We start from the raw sequence: 18,762 nt of genomic DNA, 5'->3' as shown, positions 1-18,762 counted from the left end.
CAGGCGATTCGGATGATTCAGATAGCTCTGGCGATTCAAGCGATGCTAATCAGTCAAACTATAAGTTTGCTAGCAAATCCCCCTCTTTAGAGCTTAAAGGTGGAGATTTTGATAGAGGTGCTTTACTTGATGAAACTGATAAGACTCCTGGTGATGTATTGATTGCACGAGAGCTGAACAATTGGGATACAAGTGTTGTAACCCCTGTGCGTTCTCAGCCCGTTAATTTAGTCAATGTTGCCTATGGTAGAAATATAACCATGGCATTAAAAGCCCCGTTAAGAGCTCTTCAGCAGCAGCGTAATCGTGTCAAAATTGGTATGAATGAGTATGGAGATAGTATTGACTGTGATTCCATCATTGCTGCATCTTTAGGTGAACGTCAGGTTTTTAAAACTGAAGCTCGCCGTAGAAAAGCGAATTTGGCTGTCTCAATTTTGACGGATATGTCGAACTCGATGCATGGAATTAAATGTGTTAATGCTGCAACCGCTAGTTATGGGTTGATCCATGCTTTGGACCCTATTGCCGGAATATCAACAGAGTTATTGATATATGGTGACAAAGGTGTTGTTCAATCAGTTAAAACATTTGACCAGAAACCTTCACAAGCTAATTTTAATTGGCCACTGTTAGGTAATACTTATACTGGTGATGCAATGGTAACTAGCCTTAACCGGTTGGCCTTGCGGAAAGAAGAAAAGCGAGTTTTATTTGTAATAACAGATGGTGATTCAGATCCCCACCAAATCAAGCATGCAGTCGAAATGGCGAAATTTATGAATATCCATATCATTGCGATAGGAATTCAAGTTTCACGAATGTTGGGGTTTGATGATGTTAAGCAAATATTAATTAGCAATGCTGCAGAACTCCCTAAGAACTTTAGAGAACAATTAAAGCAGTTTATTTAATTTTAAAACCCTTTAGGGAGTTACAACACTCCTTAAAGGGATTGTTGTAACTCCTTTTTTTTATTTTGGAGTGAGTTATGACTAAAAAACTATTTGATATAAAAACAGTAATAAAGGTTTTACCCGATAACACAGTTATTACTGTTAGATATTTGGTTAGTCCAAATACAGAGCCTCGATTTATTTCAGGCTCTTATGTCCGTTTGCCTCAAACATCTTTTTCGACACATTAGGTTGAAGAAGGACTTTGTGGGGGATCTTCAAAGGATCTCTTCGGGTTCTTTGATGATCCCCTATTAATTCAAAAGGAAATGTTATGAACTTACGTGATATGAGTGCTAGTGAAAAAATCATTGCAGTAAAAAATATGGTTGACCCATTTGTTCTATATGGGCGAATTCCAGAAATGAGTGCGGCACTAAAGTCTATGCCTTCACAAGTACCAGATCCAGTAACTGGAAGTGGTACTACAGTGTTTCGGGTTAAGACTAATGGTGATTGTTACTTAAATGGAACTGGGTACATGGATGCGATTGATGTAGTTGCCTACATTTATCGCCTAACAAAGATGCAAGCAGTAGATAAGGTTGTCGAACTCTACAGTGGTGGATGGCAATACGTTTCTAACGTTAAGCTTGAAACTATACCTAAAAAACGTGACTTTTCTCTTAGTGATGATGATATCAAAAAGAGAAAAAGCTTTTTGCGAAGTATGCATAAAGCATCAGTTGAGGGTAAGAATAGTCAGGAAGTATGTAGGTACCTAGCTTATAGAGGCCTAAATCCTGATTTATTGCCGCCGTCAATACGTGGTATCAGCAAAGCTCTTCATTACACGAAAGGAAAAGATTCGTCTCCAGTTAAGACATATTGGCCAGCAATGTTGCCGATTTATCATAATGCGGAAGGCAAACCTATTTCATTCCATAGAATTTATTTAAACCTTAATGGTGAAGGTAAAGCTCCAGTGGATGTGTGTAAGAAGATCATGGCACCTACAGGTGATATGAGAGGTGGAGCTATACGTTTGGATGAACCAACCATCTATCATGATGAGGCTGGTCCGTTTGGATGCTTAGCACTTGCTGAAGGAGTAGAAACTAGTCTTGCTGTTCGCGAAGCAACTGGATTGCCGACATGGGCTTGTTATAGCAATACTCTGCTAGAACAAGTTGTCATTCCGAAAGGTATAACCCAAGTCAAGATTTATGCTGACAAAGATAAAGCTAACGATAAAGGTGTTAAGCCAGGTGAAGATAGTGCAATGAAACTGATGAAGCGACTTATTAGTGAGGGAATTGATTGCGAGGTCTTGTTGCCTCCACTTGATATTCCTGAAGGTTCTAAGGGTGTAGATTGGTTAGATGTATTAAATGAACTTGGTACTCGAGCTTTTCGTTTTAAGGCTTCAGCTGCTATTGATGTTAGAAAATGAAAAATACCATAAGAGTAAAGAGGTGCTTAGGCACTTTCTTTACCTTGTGAGTGTTTATCAACAAATGATCCTTCCGATTATTTGTTGATAAACATTCACAAGTAATTACTGCAAGGGGGCTTTGTCCCTCTTGGGCGAACCTTCTTGCTCTGTATGGAGCAATAAAATGAATATTGAAGGTACGCACAACAAAATTTGTTTGGAAAATTTTCAAACAATTCCTCAATCTCTATTAGATGAAGATTTTTTTCTGAGTCAATTTAAACCTATTCAAAATGAGAAATGTTTTGATTATGGTTTAGTTATCGATGATAAAGATTATTTATTTGATGAGCTATCAAATTTGGTTAGCACTTCACCCGTCGAAAATCTATGGTCTTTACTTGAAGATGATATAGGTGAGGCTTATTTATTAAGCGGGATGGTTAAAGGTGCTCTGGGTTATGTTGTTACAAAAACCCCTAGGTTAACGCCTAATCGAGTAATAGTTGAGTTTGAAGGATTATAGCAGGAACGCCTCCAAAGCGAGGCTTCCATCTAAGTCTATTCTCTGAGTAGGCTTAGATGGAAAGTTTCTTCACCATCTAATTTATTGCCCCTGATCCTTGCCATATGGCATTTCCTTCAGCCAATACTTTAGATGTTTAACCCAGGCTTTAATTTTATATTAAAGCTCGATAACACATGTTATGACATTCTGGGCGCTTAATCGCGTAACGATTCGACAATTATCAGCGTTATGATCTTAATTCCTTAAAGGGAAATACCCTTTTTGGTATAACCCTTTAATTTTAATTCAATTTTTAATTTAAGGGTTATATATGAAACATACAAAAATATTAGAATCTTGGGGTAATAATTATGGTAGAAAATATGCATTAGCATTAACTGACATAGGTTATACCCCATTATCTAAAGGCTGCACTAATCATTACATATTAACTTTGTTCGATATTAATGATTCATCTAATGAAGTAAATGAACTTTCTAGAGAAGAGTTAAATTTAGATGCTACCCAAACGGATGATGACATTTGGTTAGAAGCTATGCTTTCTTGGGGGGAATTTATTTCTAGTAAGCGTGTTGTTAAATGTGAATTAGATTTAGATCAACATGATTTAATTGAATTTTGTATTAATAACACTTTACTTAAACCTACTGTAACAGAGTCAAATTCATTTGAAGTTTTAACTTGGTCTACCAAAATTAACTCTTCATCGAACATTAGTGTTGCTAATTAACCAATTTGGGCCTTGTTTCCCATTTTGGGACTATGCGGCTTTTTTATTCGGAGTTTGTTATGAAAGCGATTGTACCAAACGGTATAGCGTTAAAAGATTTCTTGCCTAATCATCACTATGAATGTCGTAGCGGTTTTTGTGGTCAATGTAAATGTAGACTTGTTTCAGGAACCATTAAATTAACTCAGCAACCTATTTGTGAGTTAAAAACTAATGAGGTTTTACCCTGTATTTCAATTGCTACGTCAACGGTCATTATAGAATATTAGAGGTAATCATGGAACAAAACGTATTGATTGAAGTTATTAAAGCCCTTTCAATTGTAACAGCTTCCGCGATTCCATCTCTGGTTTCATACTGGCTTGGCGTAAGATTAATACAACGTAAAAGGTTGGAAACAAACTTAAAGCAAGCTATTACAGATTTAGAATTTTTACTAACAGTGGAACAATTTCACACCCGTGAACATTTAGAAACCTCTGGTAAGTCAAATCGAAATCTAATAAGGCAAGCTGTATCTTTAGAAACTAATTTAACATGGAGTGGGAAATTTACTTTATCTAGAATAAAGAAAAAACTCACACAGTTAAATTAGATAATTAATTATTTTATCCTTAAAGGGGCCAATGCTTACCCCTTTAGGGAAAGTTTTGGCTTCTTTTTTATTCATTTTGGAGTTCGATTATGTTTAACAAAGAAGAAGTTTTAAAAGTTATGGCGCAAATCATAAAAAGTAATAACTCATATAGTAGTTTTCATGAATATGATTTAAAACAAGATGAGTTGGTCTTTGATGAAAAGCTTGGTTGTGATTTTATTTGGATAGTACGTGAAAATGGGACAGAGTTGGTGCCTTTATACAGAGGATTTAACCCTAGCCTGGTCACCTATTTAACCAATAGAGGATGTAATAGTTTCTTTTTAATTACATGCACTGGGAATCTTTCTCAAATTGAAGCAGCCAAAGCCGTAGAATTAATTATGACCCCTCCGTTTCGGTTAACTTCATTTTGCAATGATAAAGCTCTTAGAGAAAAAGTATCTCAATTACTTAATACTCCAAGGCTTAATACCTCTATATTTGAACAAAATGTATTGTCATTTGATGACTATATCGGTTGGTATGATTGGTTTGTTAAAACTAAAAATCACTTAATGGCCGATGTAATGAATCAAGTCATTGCACGGTTGTCATAACTTAATATTTTCAATTAACCCTTTGGGACCATTCATCCCAATAGGGATAGTGGTCTTTTTTGTACTTTCTGTACTTTTTGGAGTTCGCTATGTTTGAAATTAATGAAACTAACGGTGTTTACACAGTTACTGGTTCCGGTGCTTTCGATGAACTTGTTAATGTTATCGGTGTTGAAGCAAAATCTAAACTAAGTACTCGTGGAAAAATCACAGATGCAAACTCAGCTCAAAGCTACCTATCAGCTTATATGTTTCCACTTAAACATGAAGAGTTTTGGGTTTTGTATTTAGATACACAACACAATGTGTTAGAAGTGAAAAAATTGTTCTCTGGGACCATAGATGCAGCACCAATATATCCTAGGGAAGTAGTTGTTGATGCATTAAGAGCTAGTGCTGCAGCGGTCATTTTTGCTCAATACTTACCTGATAGACTAAATCCTCACAAATAACTTTAAAAGCTGATAATGCTGTATGTGCTGGTTGCATGCACAGTGTGAGGTTTAGTATGTCAGGTAACGATGAAAGTCAGAAAAAGGTCATACGAAAAGAGGTAGAAATTTCACCTATCCCTAACTTCGTTTACGAGAGACCATTGGTATCCATTGATGAGAATGGCGAACCTCAGGTTACATACCGTGCCAACGGCAATGCGTTCCTAATCAAGAAACTCCCCTTACTCTATATCGCTGGGTATGACGACAAAGACAACCTTATTAGCTACCAGCCATTAGATATGGTCAATGAGTTCTTGTTGTCAAAAGCAATTGATAACGGCGTGCTTGAACTAGGCACAGATGCGCAGGGGCTTGCCCATTACTTCGCCTTTGTATTGGACAAACAGGCAGAGTGGGATGCCGAATACGATGAAGAGGACTATAACTCTCTCTATGATGATCCCCGTCCAGAATGGAGTGTCTTTCCTCGTAACAAGCAGGAACGGTTGACCTACCAATATCGGGATGGGATAAAGCAGCTCGCTATTGATGGTGAATTGGCTAAAACGACGGCTAGGCAATATATGAGCAGTGTCGTTGGTCTCTATAAACACTGCCTTCGCCAAGGCATCCGCTTTAACAACCCCCCCTTTCAGTTTGAGACAGTGAACATCCATTTCGAAGCATCCGCATCCAGCATGAAGGCTTATCAGCGTAAGCAGGTGCAGACAACGGATATGCGTATTAAGTTTTCCAAGTCATCTCGCAGCGGTGGCACAAACCTCAGCAACCTGCGCCGTGACCTAAAGCCGTTTACTAATAGTGAATGGAACATCCTGCAAAACATATTAATGAAGTCCCGCAGGGTGGTTCGTCATGGTGACAACTATAAATTGCACTCACTGCCAGTTGAGTTTTGCCTGCACCCAATGATTTGCCGTAATACTGGGTTGCGTAGAGAAGAAGCTGCGAGCCTTCATTTAGGGCAGATAGTTAACCCTGAAACCATGATTCGGGACGGCAAAGAGATCTTCAAAAGGCCTGTGATGGATTTGGGCGTTGGTGATAAATACCAATCACTCACAAAGACGGCTGAGGGCTGTGCAGAAAAGAATAAAAGTCGCGTCACCATAATCCCCGCCACATTAATGAAGATACTTTACGATTACTCGCAATCTGACAGGTATAAAAAGCGCCTTGAGAAATTCAAAGCTTGGTGCAAAGAGCAGACTGAGGCGGGTAATACACACCTTTTTGAAGGTGACGATGCGATTAACCCCGAGCTTGAGTACCTGTTTATTACCCAGTCAGGGAAACCCATGTTTACGCGGCTACAAGACTTTACTGGCCGCTGGGTTGAAGTCCGTAACACTGCAAACCTAACCCAAGGTCTTGAGACCCCTATTACTGGCTCTCTACATAATTTACGCTCAACGTTTGCCGTGAATATCTTTCGACACCTTTTAAATAAAAAGGATGACTATGGCAACCTCTCAATCACACCAGATGAGGCATTAGACAGGGTCTGTGCGCTTCTTGGTCATGAAGATAGAGCGACGACGATTGAGTACCTGAAAATAGCACAAGATATGCCCTCTGCCGATGAAATCTACGAGGACGTACTGGACTATATTGGCGCTTTTGATGATTTAGAGGGTTCATTATTATGATACAGGGACGTAAGCGTACCAAAATTGCGATAGAGAAGACCCGCGTACTAATTATCCCACTTCGCTTTGAAGATATGGTTTTAGACACTGGTAATGGAATAAAATCTTGCTTTTATCGCCTGCGCTACCGTAACGTCCCGACAGTAAAGCAAATAAGGTCAGGGAATGAGGTGTTAGCAAATCGGGATGATATCGTCAGGGAAATTTACCAAAGGCTAAGCCTCTTACCTCACAAAGTGACGAAGCAGCACTATTTTTCTGGGCTTGTTAGTTACTTCCGGTATCTTGACGGAATTGGTTATAACGGTGACCTTTTCAGTAGTGCAGTCATGACTGATAGCATTAAGCACTTCAATAAATTACGCGAAAAAGGTATGCAGGTATCGGCAGTAATACGGATTAAAGACGGCTTGTCTGTGTTATTAAAGCTGTGGAATCGAGAAGCTGACGTTAAGGTGCTACCAGACGTTGTAAGTAGCTCTCCTGCTGCGAATAAAGCGTTCCATATGGAAACAGAGCTGAAACCATTATCCAAGATATTGGTTAGGGGGGCACTGGCCTTTGAAGAAGCAATTGAGAAAAACGAGTTGCTAGATATTCATCCGTTCTTTGATGAAGAGCTTTTTTCTGAACAAGCGAAGAGCAAAGAATGGACACCACCGCTAACCGCACAGAAGAAAAACGGCTTCAAGAAGTGCATGATACCCGTGCCTGGAACAATAAAGGACAGCCCACTTCCACTTGAGCGACTTCATCGACAGGTTTTTTATAATCAAGCATCACGCAATTGGTTTTTCGTGTTCTCAATGCTGACAGGCATGAACAAGTCAGTGCTCGCTAACGTGCGGCATAAGGATGTTTCATTTAAAAGTATTGGCAGTGGGCGGTTTGTTTTTGACGGTGAAAAGTTCAGGGCAGGCTATAAGGATTTGGATAATAGCGCGGGCTTTAGCCTGCGAACTAAAGAACTGATCATCCGATGGCTAAAAACGTCTAAATTGATGTACCTATCACTGGGTATCCCGATTTCAAATGAGATACCGCTTTGCCCTTTCTTTAGTGCTAGTGGTGAGGTTTGGACATTCGGCACCCATGGTACAAATCTTAGCTATATCAATACACAACTTGAGAAAATAATGGGGTTAACGGTTACTGTAAGCCGATTCAGGGCAACAAAATCTGATGTGCTGATGCGAGTTACTGAAGATATATTCCTTGTGTCACAGGGGCTGAATAATAGCGTGAATGTTGTCGCCAAACGGTACTCTAGTGGTGTCAAAGCAGACCATGATAATAACCTCAATGCCACGTTTGGCGCGTTAAGCGCTGTTGCCAAGGGCGAGGATATTGGTAAAGCCATCGAGGATGCCAAAGCGATGCGCAGCGATATTTTATCAGATTATGATTATAAGAAATTACGTCACAGTGAAAGCAAAGAGCAACCATTAATGACAACGCCCAGTGGTATCAAGTGCGCGGGGGCAACACCAGAGAAGCTCGTTGCTGAGACAAGGCGTATGAAGCTGTTGGGCATTGATTTTTCCAAAGATACGGGTCGTTGTACGGATTTTCTTGCTTGCTTTGATTGTGACAGCCATAAATTAGTGGCGTCAGAAAATGATATCTGGTTGATGCTGTCATTTTTGGAGAAAGTTGAAGACCTCAAAGAAATGGTGGCAAGTAATTCTGCGCCTAAGAATGAGTATTTCGTGGTGGAAGGCATGTTGAAAAAAGTCCTTATCAGGCTGAAACAAAAAGCACCTAAAAACTACGCTCAAGCAAAACAAAAAGTTGATGACGGAGATTACCACCCACTTTACCAAGACAGAGCTAGCGCAAGCCAATTTTTTTAAGGGATAATTTTATGTCTGAACAGCTTATACAGCTTCGCCAAGAACTCGCTGAAAATCCGTATGTGACGTTTGACTCTGACGGGAACGGAGTGTCACGAGTACTTGATGTAGAGTGGGATTTTCACGCTCTGAACCAGAACAAGAAAATAATCTTTTTTGGGCGTATTGCTGAGAAATACCGCCTCGATATTCAGTCTTACCTCTATGCGCTGATGCAGTGGCAAAAGAAGAATTCAAGCTCTGGTTCACATGCACCAGTTAACTCGTTAATCGGAAGTAAGTCTCAGTTAAATATACTCGCAACACGCTGGGGAAAAAGTGAGTTCAGCTTGCTTTCAAGCGAACGAGAATGGAAAAAGTGCACACAAACATTACATGGGGTTGGCAATAAAGGTACGTGCAAAAATCTTGCCTCAGTTATTAATGCAATGCTTAAAGCGGGCCTTGTATCGCGCTATGTCTATAAGCGAGACTATATCCAGTGGGCTCAACCTGATGCTGGTAACGGTCAAGCCATCGCATTTCCTGAAGCTATTCATGTCAGTATTTTAAAAACTGTTGTTGAGTTTGTGGAAACCTATCATCCCTATCGCCACCAAATTTCAGCGGCCATGGAGAAGCTCTACACCTATCAAGATGAAATGTTCAACGCTAAGCTTAAAGAACTAGGTGTGAGTGCCCTAAGCCATATGCAAATGAACTCACTCAGAAACAGGATGTCTCGCATAACAAGTCAGTGGCCTGAACGAAAAGCCATTCCTAATTTCTCATTTCACAGGAGCGGAGTCTGGTTAGGTACATTACTCAGGATGTGCTTTATCTGTGTGGGTTTATTCTCCGCCGCCCGAAAGGAAGAGCTGCTCTCTATGAATAAAGAGAGCTATGACGATTCACTGGCTGCTGTGCCCAAGGTCTCAGGGGTTTCTACAAAAGGGAACAAGGGCGAAAGAATTTGTATGACGTGGAATACCGCTCCTATTGCAAAGCTGGCACTGGAGCTAGCTTTTGATGCCACGCAAGCCGCTAGAAGGTATTCGTTAAAGCGACTGGCTAACGGTTATCAAAACGGTCTGTTAACCAAAGACAAATATGATGCTAAGCGACAAGACCTTGAGAGCGCCTTCGTTTCTTCTGATATCCCTTATGACAGTGAAGCACTCATAAATAAAACGTCGCTAAAATTCCATATTTACAGGGCTGATGATGGATTTAATATGAAAGAGTTCAACATTAATGCGACCACAGAGGACGTTGAAGAGTTTGACCTGTTAAATCCTGAACGCGCAGGGAGCTTAAAAGTCGGAGGCGGTTTACCAAAACTTAGTCCACATGATTTACGACGGAGTTTTGTGGTCTTTATGGTGAAAAACCGTCTGGGCAACATACTCACAGTCAAATACCAGCTTAAACACCGCAATATCAATATGTCCAACTGGTACGCTAATTATTCCGAACTGGCTCGTACCAGTCAACTGTTGATGGATACTCAGTTAATGAGTGAGTTTAATGAAGCCATAGAAACATCTGCTGTGGACGCATGGGATGAGATTTACAATGTATCCGACACCTTAAGCGGTGCAGAAGGCGAGCGTATAGCCCAAAATAAAGCAGAGCGACTAGCACAGGGTGAAGAAATAGTTATGTCCCGAAGCGAGTTGCTCGCTTTGGTAAGGTCTGGTGACAAATCCATTGTATTACTTCCTACAGGTGGCTACTGTACCAACCGTAATTGTGAACGCCTTTGCTCCCTGATGGATATTGTTGAAGCCCCCTGCGAGCATAAGGTTATCACTGATAAAGCAGGCAAAAGGCTGTCGAGAGAGCGGGACAACCTAATCGCTTCGTTCAGGGCAATAAATGACATGGGGGATTATGCCAATGAACTAATTCTTGATGCCAGAAAAAAGAAGATTGTGTCTATTGAGCCAACATTGGTCAAACATAGCATCCCATTCGATAGCTTCAATGATGATATAAAGGCGATATGGTCATGAAAGTAGAGCATAAGGCCACCGGCAAGGCCGAGGGGTTACTCGTCAATGCATTTCAGCGCTTATTAGATGGTAAGCCGCTTCATGTTAAGGCTACGGGCAAGATCACATTAAACCGAATCAATAATGAAGCCCAACTTGGCAATAGCTATGTCCATAAGTTCAAAGAGTTCGTGACCTACGCCAAACCTGTTATCGATGAATACAACCTCAGCCGCGACAAGGCGATGACGACAGGTTTAGATATTGAACTAGATGTCCCTTTACCTGAGCTTGATAGGTTAAAACAACAGTTGAAAAAAGCCAATGAATTGAAAGACAAGTATAGGACTCAGAGAGATAATGCAATTGAAGCCAGAAAGCTGTTAGAGGCTGAAAATGCTAGGCTCCGTTTCAGGGTGTTTGATCTACAACAAGAATTACTAGATGAAAATTCAGTTGTGACGTCAATCAAATAACGCATTCTCATGCTCAAAGTGTAAGTGGGGTAGGTTCGTAACTCGTTTCTGCTCGTGCGACGTGAAGTCGTATAAAGCGTTGTTCACCACAATAAGAGTGAATCATCTGTATCACCAGATGACCCTAAGACTCTGAATAAATAAGCGAGTCTGACAATGTAACGAAGTCCATTAGACGGGAACAGAATCGTAAGAGGACGCTCTTCCTGATAACCACAAGTCGGATAAGTGCTAGGGAGTCAGTATATGTGAATCCACGCAAGGTGCGCTATGCGAGAAGCAGCGGAAGTGGTTTATACGTTGTGGCCAAAACGGCAACGAGAGCTGGAAAGAGATTGTCTTTATAAACCATAACTCTATATGTACTAAATTTTAGCAATTGATTTAGTACATGAGCTTCTTTTTTCTGCTTAATAAGTTCATGTACTATAATGGCCAACAAAACTGGCCGCTATTTTTGAGTTTATATAGCTTATTTCTGGACAGAACTTTGAAACTACTTTCTCGTCGTCCCGGCAGTGCTTTTGAGCCAGGATCCAGGTGTCTGTACTTTTGTGCTTATTTACTTATGGCCTGCGGCCACCAACGTCGTGGCGCTTCGCCCACACCAGACCAAGAGGAAACCAACGGCTGATCCCTCTTGGATCTCACAGCCGCCACATCAAAATTATCTGAAAAGCGATAATTTCGAGACGTGGTTGAACCTAGCTTTTGACTGCGTTTCGGTGTTCTTCGGTCTTATTCGGTCTTATTCGAAAATGTTCACTTTATCACCCTGCTATTTTACACGCTTCCTGCCATTTGTTTGCTTATTTGTTTGCTTCCTTGCGCTTTTTAATACCCTTGTTTTTTCGGAATTAAACTCTTCCATAGCTTTAAAGCTAAACATCTCATTATGCGGCATATCTAAATTAAAGCTCGATTTCTCTCTGAATTCCTCTATTTCCAAATATTTAATGAACTCTTCAACACGCTCTAATCTAACTTTGACTCGTTCTATTCGTTCACTTCGAGTGAATAGGCTATATTCTCTTCTTGCTGCTTCTGTAAGGTAGTTGCAAGTTTTTTCAGTAAATACCCCAGTATCGGTACATATCAAATCTAAATAAGTAAAATAATGTGCCAAATCATTGGTCATATATAAACCATAGCTTGTAATTTTTATACTATCAACATTGTTTGAATACGAATCGAGTCTATTGTTAGATTCAATAAATCCATGTTTAAGTAATAAATCTACATTTTTTTCGAAGTCATCAATCATGTTAAAGGTTTCTGAAAAATACGATTTAAGTGTGGCTATAGAATGATATGAAGGTGTCGAGCTATCAGTCCCCTTAGATAGTTTTCTTAATATACGTAATGCAGTGAAATGTGATGAATGCCTATTAGAGCGTAATTGATAAATATTGGGTATATCGCTAAGCTTCTCATCATAAAAGTATCTAGTTGGTATCATAACTGGTTTTAATACTTGATGTATTTGAAAGTTCCATCTACCAGCAGCAATCATTTCATCGACATTTGTATAACCCGAAAGTAAGAAACTCCTGAATAAATCTAGCGATAATCTTGTATCACCATGGGCACAAGCACTTATAAAATTAGTTAAAGGTGATCCTTGATCAGCGAATTCATTACATAAGATTTGTAAATAAACCTGACAATCCTTAACAATATCATTATTAATATCTCCAATTATCATCTCTCTTCGATTTGGGTCGGTTAATAGAGATATTGTATAAGAAAGTCTTTTCTTAAATACTTCAGCTGGACTAGGCGAACTAATATGAAAACCAGAGTTTTGAAATGCATCTAAAACACCGTGAATTTTTGAATCATAAAATCGTTCCTCTCTCATTGATATCAAAGACACACAGGTAAGTACGTTAGATATCTCTTGTGCTGATGTAAAACAAAAGTCTTGAATATCAGTAGAATATTGATCGGTATTATCAACAACAACTATCGCACCTTTTCCCTGCTCCCCCCAGTAGTTTACTAATCTGCTAGCACAATATAAATAATCAGTTTTCCATTGAGATATTAAATCATTCAATTTTAAGTTGAATGATTCAGAATTATGCTGCAAACCGCTTAAATTCTGCTTCAGTGCAATTTCATAACGATCATTAAATAATTTTTCTATAATTATATTACGTTCTGAATTTAAGATATTTTCGGTATCTAAAGTTTCGACTAACCTCTTCCAAATATAAGTTCTTATAGTTTCTTTATCCTCAGGAATCTTTAGAAGATCAACTATTGATATTATTGAATGGTCTTTTAACCATCGAGGAGGAGTATGGTGTAACAGTCGTTTGATAAAAGTCGATTTTCCAGATCCTTTTCCACCAAAAAGAACTAAGACTTCACCTTTCCTTCCTTTTTTAAGGTTTTTAGTTAATCGCCCACCTAAATTCCCACCTTTACCTGTATCAATAAGTTGCGATACACCATATTCTTGAAAATAAGGAGTTAAGGAATCTTGTATTAAACTATGTAAACCATCATAAGTAGTTTTATATTCACGCTCAGATACATAACATTTATCCATGAAATCTGTATCATCATCTGAAATAATACCAAAGTAATGGTTAGCAATAGGCCTTAGAGTTGATGCTAATCTATTTGAATTAATTGGATGTGAATAAGTTAAAATTTTATCTTTAGGATAAAATATATTTCTATCTTTAGGTTGTGAGCTAGACAACAAGGGAGAAAGTGACGAATTATCAAAAATTGCGCTAAAGGATAATGCGTTTATAGATTTAGTATAATCATTAATAAAAAATGATAGCGACCTTATAACGAATGCTTTTAGATCTTCCCAACGCTTTCCTTTTTCAAATATTTTAAAAAAAATCCATTCATGTCCATTAGTAATACATCCGAACTCACATCCAGTATCAAAACAATATGTTCGCACTTGTTGCATAGCAGCTTTTATATCATTATTGCTCAATAATTTTTTTATTGAAATATAACAATGAGTTTCACCTGAATTGTGTGCTAGTGGCAGTTCGAAAAATATACCTTCCTTCTTTGCTTCTATAAAGAGCTGGTCTTCATTATTTTCTTTTTTTAAAATGTAATCGGCGAAACCTGGCTTGATATATTCTTCAACCGAGACTCGATTCTTTGGCCAAGAAAGAAAGTCGTGCAATACAAAGTCAATAATTTTATGCCTAGTTTCAGCTTCATTTTTATCTCTTGTATTTACATCTGCAATGAGTTTATTCATTTCATCGAAATGGTCACCCGAATTAGTACTCATTTTTATTCAATCCTTAAACTTGATGAATGCAATACTAATAGTGTTCCTAATTCGCATCCGATTATTCGATAGCAGCCGATAACGTTTAGAATACTCAATTCACACACCAAAGGTATCACCACTAAGTCATTGTTGTAAATATAATATCCTATTTACCTTGTAAGTAAAATTGATAATACTCCAGTCGAAAGATCTTCTTACTATCTTCTTACACACCAAAGTTAACTGAATGTTGTGTAAGGGATCAGAAAAGTATAATTTTAGTACAGCATATGAAACGCTCGCTGATCCAGGTAACTAGCTTGGGGGGGGGGAAGTGCGTTAGAGCGGTAGCTTGATATTCAAGAAAACTCTCCCATCTCCATTTTATTGAGTAGTTCGTTGACCAATTTACGCCCCTCTGGAGACCCAAGTAAATTGTTTGATTTTTTGTTACCCAGTGCTGGAATATCACTGTTAAACAATGATTCTGCGAGGATGAGGTCACCTTCATAAATATCACAAGCTTTCGAAGAAGGTCACATGAACTGAGATCTTTTATACTCATAAATAATCACCATCCTAATAAAATTATTAATAACTTCACATAGAAAACAGTATAACAAATCAATAATGCACTTGTTTGGACCGCGTAGGTAGAGACTTGGGAAAAGTAGCTTAGAGCTGTCCATCGGGACCAAACCGGAGTAAGACTTTGGTAGAAATTGCAATCGGCTAGACGGAGTTAACAAGCATCTCCTCTAGGGCAAGAGTGTTCTTACATCACACCCTAAAACCTCTGCTAATTGATAGGCTTTTTCGAGGGTGATGTTTACTTCTCCGCGCTCAATTCGCCCTGCATAGCTACGATCTATATCTGCTAATAACGCCATTTTGTCTTGAGAGATCCCTAGAGATTTGCGCTTATCTCGTAATTGCGCACCAAATTTGATAGCTAAGTCTTTCATTTTTCATCTCGTTAAAGAGAAAGACTATCTAAAGTTGCGGCTTATAAAGCCACGGATTATAATCCTCATTATTAATATGAAGTTCTTCTGGCCCTGTGAGCTAGAGATAATGAGCCTCTTACGAGAAAATAATGTCAAAAATATCCATCAAAATTAACGCTCAGCTAAATACGATTCTCCAGGATGAGAACTTTGACAATTTCCATGTGACAAAGCTACGGGATACATATCTAGCCAACTCCTCAGTAAACCAAGATCTTGTTCAAGCTCGTAAGTATATTTACAGACAGATCCTTAGGCTGGTTAAGAAGGGGTTGCTGCTGAAAAAGGGAACTAAAAACTCCAAAAGAGTTGTGTACCAAAAGTCAGAGCTATTTTATAAAACTAACTTCATCTGCCAAAGTACAACTGAAGATAAATTGAATCGACCCAAAGCAGTTACTGTCGGTACTAACACTGCTATCCAGCAGCTTGAAAAACGCCTTAAAGAATCTGAAGTTGATTTACTCACTAGCATTGGCGAGTCAGAAGAATATATGCGGTTGTATCGATCCTTTCCTGAGATGAAGACACATCTTGAATCTCAGTATTTACAAGCCCGTGAAAATAGCTCGAAACTACTCGGACAAATCAAAGCGATTAAGTCTGTTCTCGCTCATCAGCAAAAGTAACCTTAATGCATCTAAGACAATGGCAATCAGAGTGCGTCAATTGCGCTCTAGAGCACTTTAGTGCCAAACGTAAACACTTCCTTTGTTTGGCAACTCCAGGCGCTGGTAAGACGATTATGGCTTCAGAAGTCGCTGCTCAGCTACTTGAGCAAGACCTTATAGATTTTGTACTTTGCTTTTCACCTTCGATAAATATATCGCAAGGTATCAAGCATACTTTCTCGACACGGCTGGAATGTCGTTTCGATGGAGTCATAGGTGCCGTTGGTTGCTCTTATACGTATCAAAGCATGCTGTCTTTCAAAAAGGATTTCTGGCAATTGTTAAAACAAAATCGGGTTCTCGTGATATTTGACGAGATCCACCATTGCTCAGGCAGTTCTCTTGAAGATGCCAATGCATGGGGGGAAGAGATCTTATTGAATATTCAAAGCCAAGCCGAATACACTTTAGCGTTAACTGGCACTCCGTGGCGCTCAGATCAAGCACCGATAGCTTTATCTCGTTATACAGACCCAGACAATCAGATACAGTGTGATTATATCTACGGTTTAAGGGAAGCTGTTGCTGATGGTGTATGCCGAAGCCCAAAGATTGTATTGATCGATAATGAAAGGATTTCGGTTACTGACGAAGAAAATGAAATTAAGACGTTTAATTGCCTAGATGCTCTATTCAAAGGTTCATTAGTTACTTACCAATCGATCATCAAAAATGATATAGCCATTCGGCATGCCTTAACGCTGGTGACTAACAAGCTCGACGACATAAGACTGCAAAACCCTAATGCTGCAGGACTTGTCGTTGCGTCATCGATAGAGCATGCTGAATACATCCTGAATATGCTCAGAAATGAATATGCTCAAACTGCTGAAATAGTTACCTATAAAGAAGAGCAGCCTTCACTTAAAATCAATGAGTTTAGGAATAGTAGAATTAACTGGATTGTCAGTGTCGGTATGATAAGCGAAGGTACAGATATTCCACGTCTACAGGTGTGTTGTCACCTTAGCAGAGTCAAAACTGAGCTCTATTTTAGGCAAGTACTCGGTAGGGTTTTACGGACAAATAAAAGCAAAAACCAAGAAGCATGGCTATACACTTTTGCAGCACCAAAGCTTGTCGATTTTGCAAATCGCATCGCTGAAGAAATACCTGATGTACCCGTCATATTCAGGGAATCCGAAACAGTTACGGTCTCCGTTGAGCAGGGGAAAAGTGAAATAATAAGAGCAAGTTCCCCATCTCAAGAGAGTCATACTGTTAAGTTTAGTACTCCACACATAGCTGCACAAAAGCACTCGTTCATAGCCGCTTCGAACAATCAAAACCTATCTTGGCCGACCTCACCATCTTTTGAAATTTTAGGTGGCTTTAGAGAAAAGGTAGTATCTACTTTTAACTCACCTTTCTGACACATAAACCTTACTTATGGTGTCACTAATTTTTAATAGTCGCCTTAGTTGATAGTAAATCCAAGCGCGGCTTTTTTCATTTCAGGCTCCCTCCCCCGCAGTTAACCATACTTGTGGATCACCCCGTACAAACTAATGTCCAACACCAGCAACCCTCCAGCGGATGGATCTTAAAAGAGAATCTCTTGAAAAACGAATAAATGAGTTTGGTGAAGGATGGAATGACAAACTTACATAGTTCTGAGCCTTTCAGAGTCTAATCACCAACTCATTTCTGCCCCAAAGTGAGTAACAAGCGATCCAAAGTCATTCTGAATGGGGCGCAAAGCATCGTAAATATAAGGGTTTATGGTTGAACATAATGAAAATTATGCAAGCACTACAGATCATCAATATCAACGTCGATTTCAGGTTGGTTTAATCTTGATTTGATCAACTCAACTTGCCTTTTCTTATCTTCTGCCTCTGATTTAGCAAATCGCTCGTTAAATTCAGTAAATTCGGGCGCTGTATCCTCATAACGCTGAATGGGAGGCCACAACACATCGAGCAAAATCGCATAGCTGTCTTTGTAGTCGTCTGTCAGTTCTTCAGCTATAGCAAGTGCATGGGCGTACTCTTTGGGAGTAACAATCCCTTCGAGACCAAACGGTAAAGCGTTCTGTAATTCCTTAGCAAGAAACTTAATTTTTTTAATATCCACTGTGCAAACCTCTAGAACTATGGGTTAAGTTGAAGGAAAACCAAAGGAGTTATTTGGTAGTTTTATGTTCTTTTAGAGCAAAAGTGGCTGTTTTAAAACACTTTTTACATAAGTCGAAGTGATAAATATTACCATCCTCCTGAGAGTCATATCCAAATCAAGCACTCAGCTCAACGAACTCAGCGTATCTATTTCCATGCACTTCAATCATAAAGGTTTCCTCCCAAACATCACAAATTCTATTAACTTCGGTTTGCCCCATTCCTTGCTAGGGATGCCAATTCGCTGATTTCAACTTACTGAATAATTTTCAGTCTATTCGGGTAATAAAGGTTTGCTCGTCATCCACAAAAGCTACAAAGCCGCCGTGATAGATAAATACCCGACCATGCCCTTCAACTAAGCAGGCAAGCTGTGGGTTCAAATCTTCTTCGTTACCCTGTCTTTGATATGTGCCGATATCGGTGATTACGCCGCTGAGAGTAGGCAAATATCTATAAGTTCGCTTTGCTTGATCAACCAGGTTCAATTCGCTGGCGGTAGAGAAGCAAGA

17 protein-coding genes and 1 pseudogene are annotated in these 18,762 nt (G+C 39.2%); 14 read left to right on the top strand and 4 right to left on the bottom strand.

The annotated features are described in order from the left end of the window. From H5185_RS15500 to H5185_RS15445, 12 genes are all read left to right on the top strand, one after another. Positions 1 to 914: VWA domain-containing protein (locus H5185_RS15500; RefSeq protein WP_182742545.1), on the top strand; the 914-nt coding region annotated here is incomplete at its 5' end. A gap of 316 nt (positions 915 to 1,230) precedes the next feature. Next, positions 1,231 to 2,349, top strand: coding sequence for a toprim domain-containing protein (locus H5185_RS15495; protein WP_259396232.1), 1,119 nt, complete (start codon positions 1,231 to 1,233; stop codon positions 2,347 to 2,349). A gap of 166 nt (positions 2,350 to 2,515) precedes the next feature. Beyond that, positions 2,516 to 2,857, top strand: coding sequence for a hypothetical protein (locus H5185_RS15490; protein WP_182742544.1), 342 nt, complete (start codon positions 2,516 to 2,518; stop codon positions 2,855 to 2,857). Positions 2,858 to 3,170: 313 nt separating this feature from the next. Further along, the gene (locus tag H5185_RS15485) at positions 3,171 to 3,590 is read left to right on the top strand and encodes a hypothetical protein (RefSeq protein ID WP_182742543.1); all 420 of its coding nucleotides are present in this window, start codon (positions 3,171 to 3,173) and stop codon (positions 3,588 to 3,590) included. Between the two features lie 59 nt (positions 3,591 to 3,649). Then, positions 3,650 to 3,859 (top strand): 2Fe-2S iron-sulfur cluster-binding protein, encoded by a 210-nt coding sequence (locus H5185_RS15480; protein ID WP_182742542.1) that lies wholly within the window; start codon positions 3,650 to 3,652, stop codon positions 3,857 to 3,859. Positions 3,860 to 3,867: 8 nt separating this feature from the next. Beyond that, the gene (locus H5185_RS15475; RefSeq protein ID WP_182742541.1) at positions 3,868 to 4,185 is read left to right on the top strand and encodes a hypothetical protein; all 318 of its coding nucleotides are present in this window, start codon (positions 3,868 to 3,870) and stop codon (positions 4,183 to 4,185) included. An 89-nt stretch (positions 4,186 to 4,274) separates the two neighbouring features. Further along, complete coding sequence (locus tag H5185_RS15470) at positions 4,275 to 4,787, top strand: hypothetical protein (RefSeq protein ID WP_182742540.1); 513 nt, start codon at positions 4,275 to 4,277, stop codon at positions 4,785 to 4,787. A gap of 89 nt (positions 4,788 to 4,876) precedes the next feature. Next, the gene (locus H5185_RS15465; protein ID WP_182742539.1) at positions 4,877 to 5,239 is read left to right on the top strand and encodes a JAB domain-containing protein; all 363 of its coding nucleotides are present in this window, start codon (positions 4,877 to 4,879) and stop codon (positions 5,237 to 5,239) included. 56 nt (positions 5,240 to 5,295) lie between these two features. After that, positions 5,296 to 6,894, top strand: coding sequence for a site-specific integrase (locus tag H5185_RS15460; RefSeq protein ID WP_182742538.1), 1,599 nt, complete (start codon positions 5,296 to 5,298; stop codon positions 6,892 to 6,894). Further along, a complete protein-coding gene (locus tag H5185_RS15455) occupies positions 6,891 to 8,747 on the top strand; it encodes a hypothetical protein (protein WP_182742537.1) in 1,857 nt (618 codons plus the stop codon). The genes H5185_RS15460 and H5185_RS15455 overlap by 4 nt, the downstream gene beginning before the upstream one ends. An 11-nt stretch (positions 8,748 to 8,758) precedes the next feature. Further along, positions 8,759 to 10,741, top strand: a complete 1,983-nt coding sequence (locus H5185_RS15450) for a hypothetical protein (protein ID WP_182742536.1) — start codon at positions 8,759 to 8,761, stop codon at positions 10,739 to 10,741. Beyond that, positions 10,738 to 11,196, top strand: coding sequence for a hypothetical protein (locus H5185_RS15445; RefSeq protein ID WP_182742535.1), 459 nt, complete (start codon positions 10,738 to 10,740; stop codon positions 11,194 to 11,196). Before H5185_RS15450 ends, H5185_RS15445 begins: the two co-directional genes overlap by 4 nt. Positions 11,197 to 11,974: 778 nt before the next feature. Here H5185_RS15445 and H5185_RS15440 read toward each other — a convergent pair. Together H5185_RS15440 and H5185_RS15435 are read right to left on the bottom strand one after the other, a co-directional pair. Beyond that, positions 11,975 to 14,473 (bottom strand): hypothetical protein, encoded by a 2,499-nt coding sequence (locus H5185_RS15440; RefSeq protein ID WP_182742534.1) that lies wholly within the window; start codon positions 14,471 to 14,473, stop codon positions 11,975 to 11,977. Positions 14,474 to 15,213: 740 nt separating this feature from the next. Continuing rightward, positions 15,214 to 15,420, bottom strand: coding sequence for a helix-turn-helix domain-containing protein (locus tag H5185_RS15435; protein ID WP_182742533.1), 207 nt, complete (start codon positions 15,418 to 15,420; stop codon positions 15,214 to 15,216). A gap of 131 nt (positions 15,421 to 15,551) precedes the next feature. On the opposite strand from H5185_RS15435, the gene H5185_RS15430 reads away from it, so the two are divergent. Both H5185_RS15430 and H5185_RS15425 read left to right on the top strand, forming a co-directional pair. Continuing rightward, the gene (locus tag H5185_RS15430) at positions 15,552 to 16,091 is read left to right on the top strand and encodes a response regulator (RefSeq protein WP_182742532.1); all 540 of its coding nucleotides are present in this window, start codon (positions 15,552 to 15,554) and stop codon (positions 16,089 to 16,091) included. A gap of 5 nt (positions 16,092 to 16,096) precedes the next feature. Further along, positions 16,097 to 17,506, top strand: a complete 1,410-nt coding sequence (locus H5185_RS15425) for a DEAD/DEAH box helicase (protein ID WP_182742531.1) — start codon at positions 16,097 to 16,099, stop codon at positions 17,504 to 17,506. A 379-nt stretch (positions 17,507 to 17,885) separates the two neighbouring features. On the opposite strand, the gene H5185_RS15420 is transcribed toward H5185_RS15425, so the two are convergent. Both H5185_RS15420 and H5185_RS15415 read right to left on the bottom strand, forming a co-directional pair. Continuing rightward, positions 17,886 to 18,209: a hypothetical protein gene (locus H5185_RS15420; protein WP_182742530.1), complete on the bottom strand. Its 324-nt coding sequence runs from the start codon at positions 18,207 to 18,209 to the stop codon at positions 17,886 to 17,888. A gap of 310 nt (positions 18,210 to 18,519) precedes the next feature. After that, positions 18,520 to 18,762 (bottom strand): annotated as a pseudogene (locus tag H5185_RS15415) (hypothetical protein); the annotation flags it as partial.

The organism is Shewanella sp. SG44-6 (assembly GCF_014164185.1).
In the GTDB taxonomy this organism is placed as follows: domain Bacteria; phylum Pseudomonadota; class Gammaproteobacteria; order Enterobacterales; family Shewanellaceae; genus Shewanella; species Shewanella vesiculosa.
The sequence above is the reverse complement of the archived record's forward strand: the minus strand, read 5'-3'. Positions and strand labels throughout refer to the sequence as shown.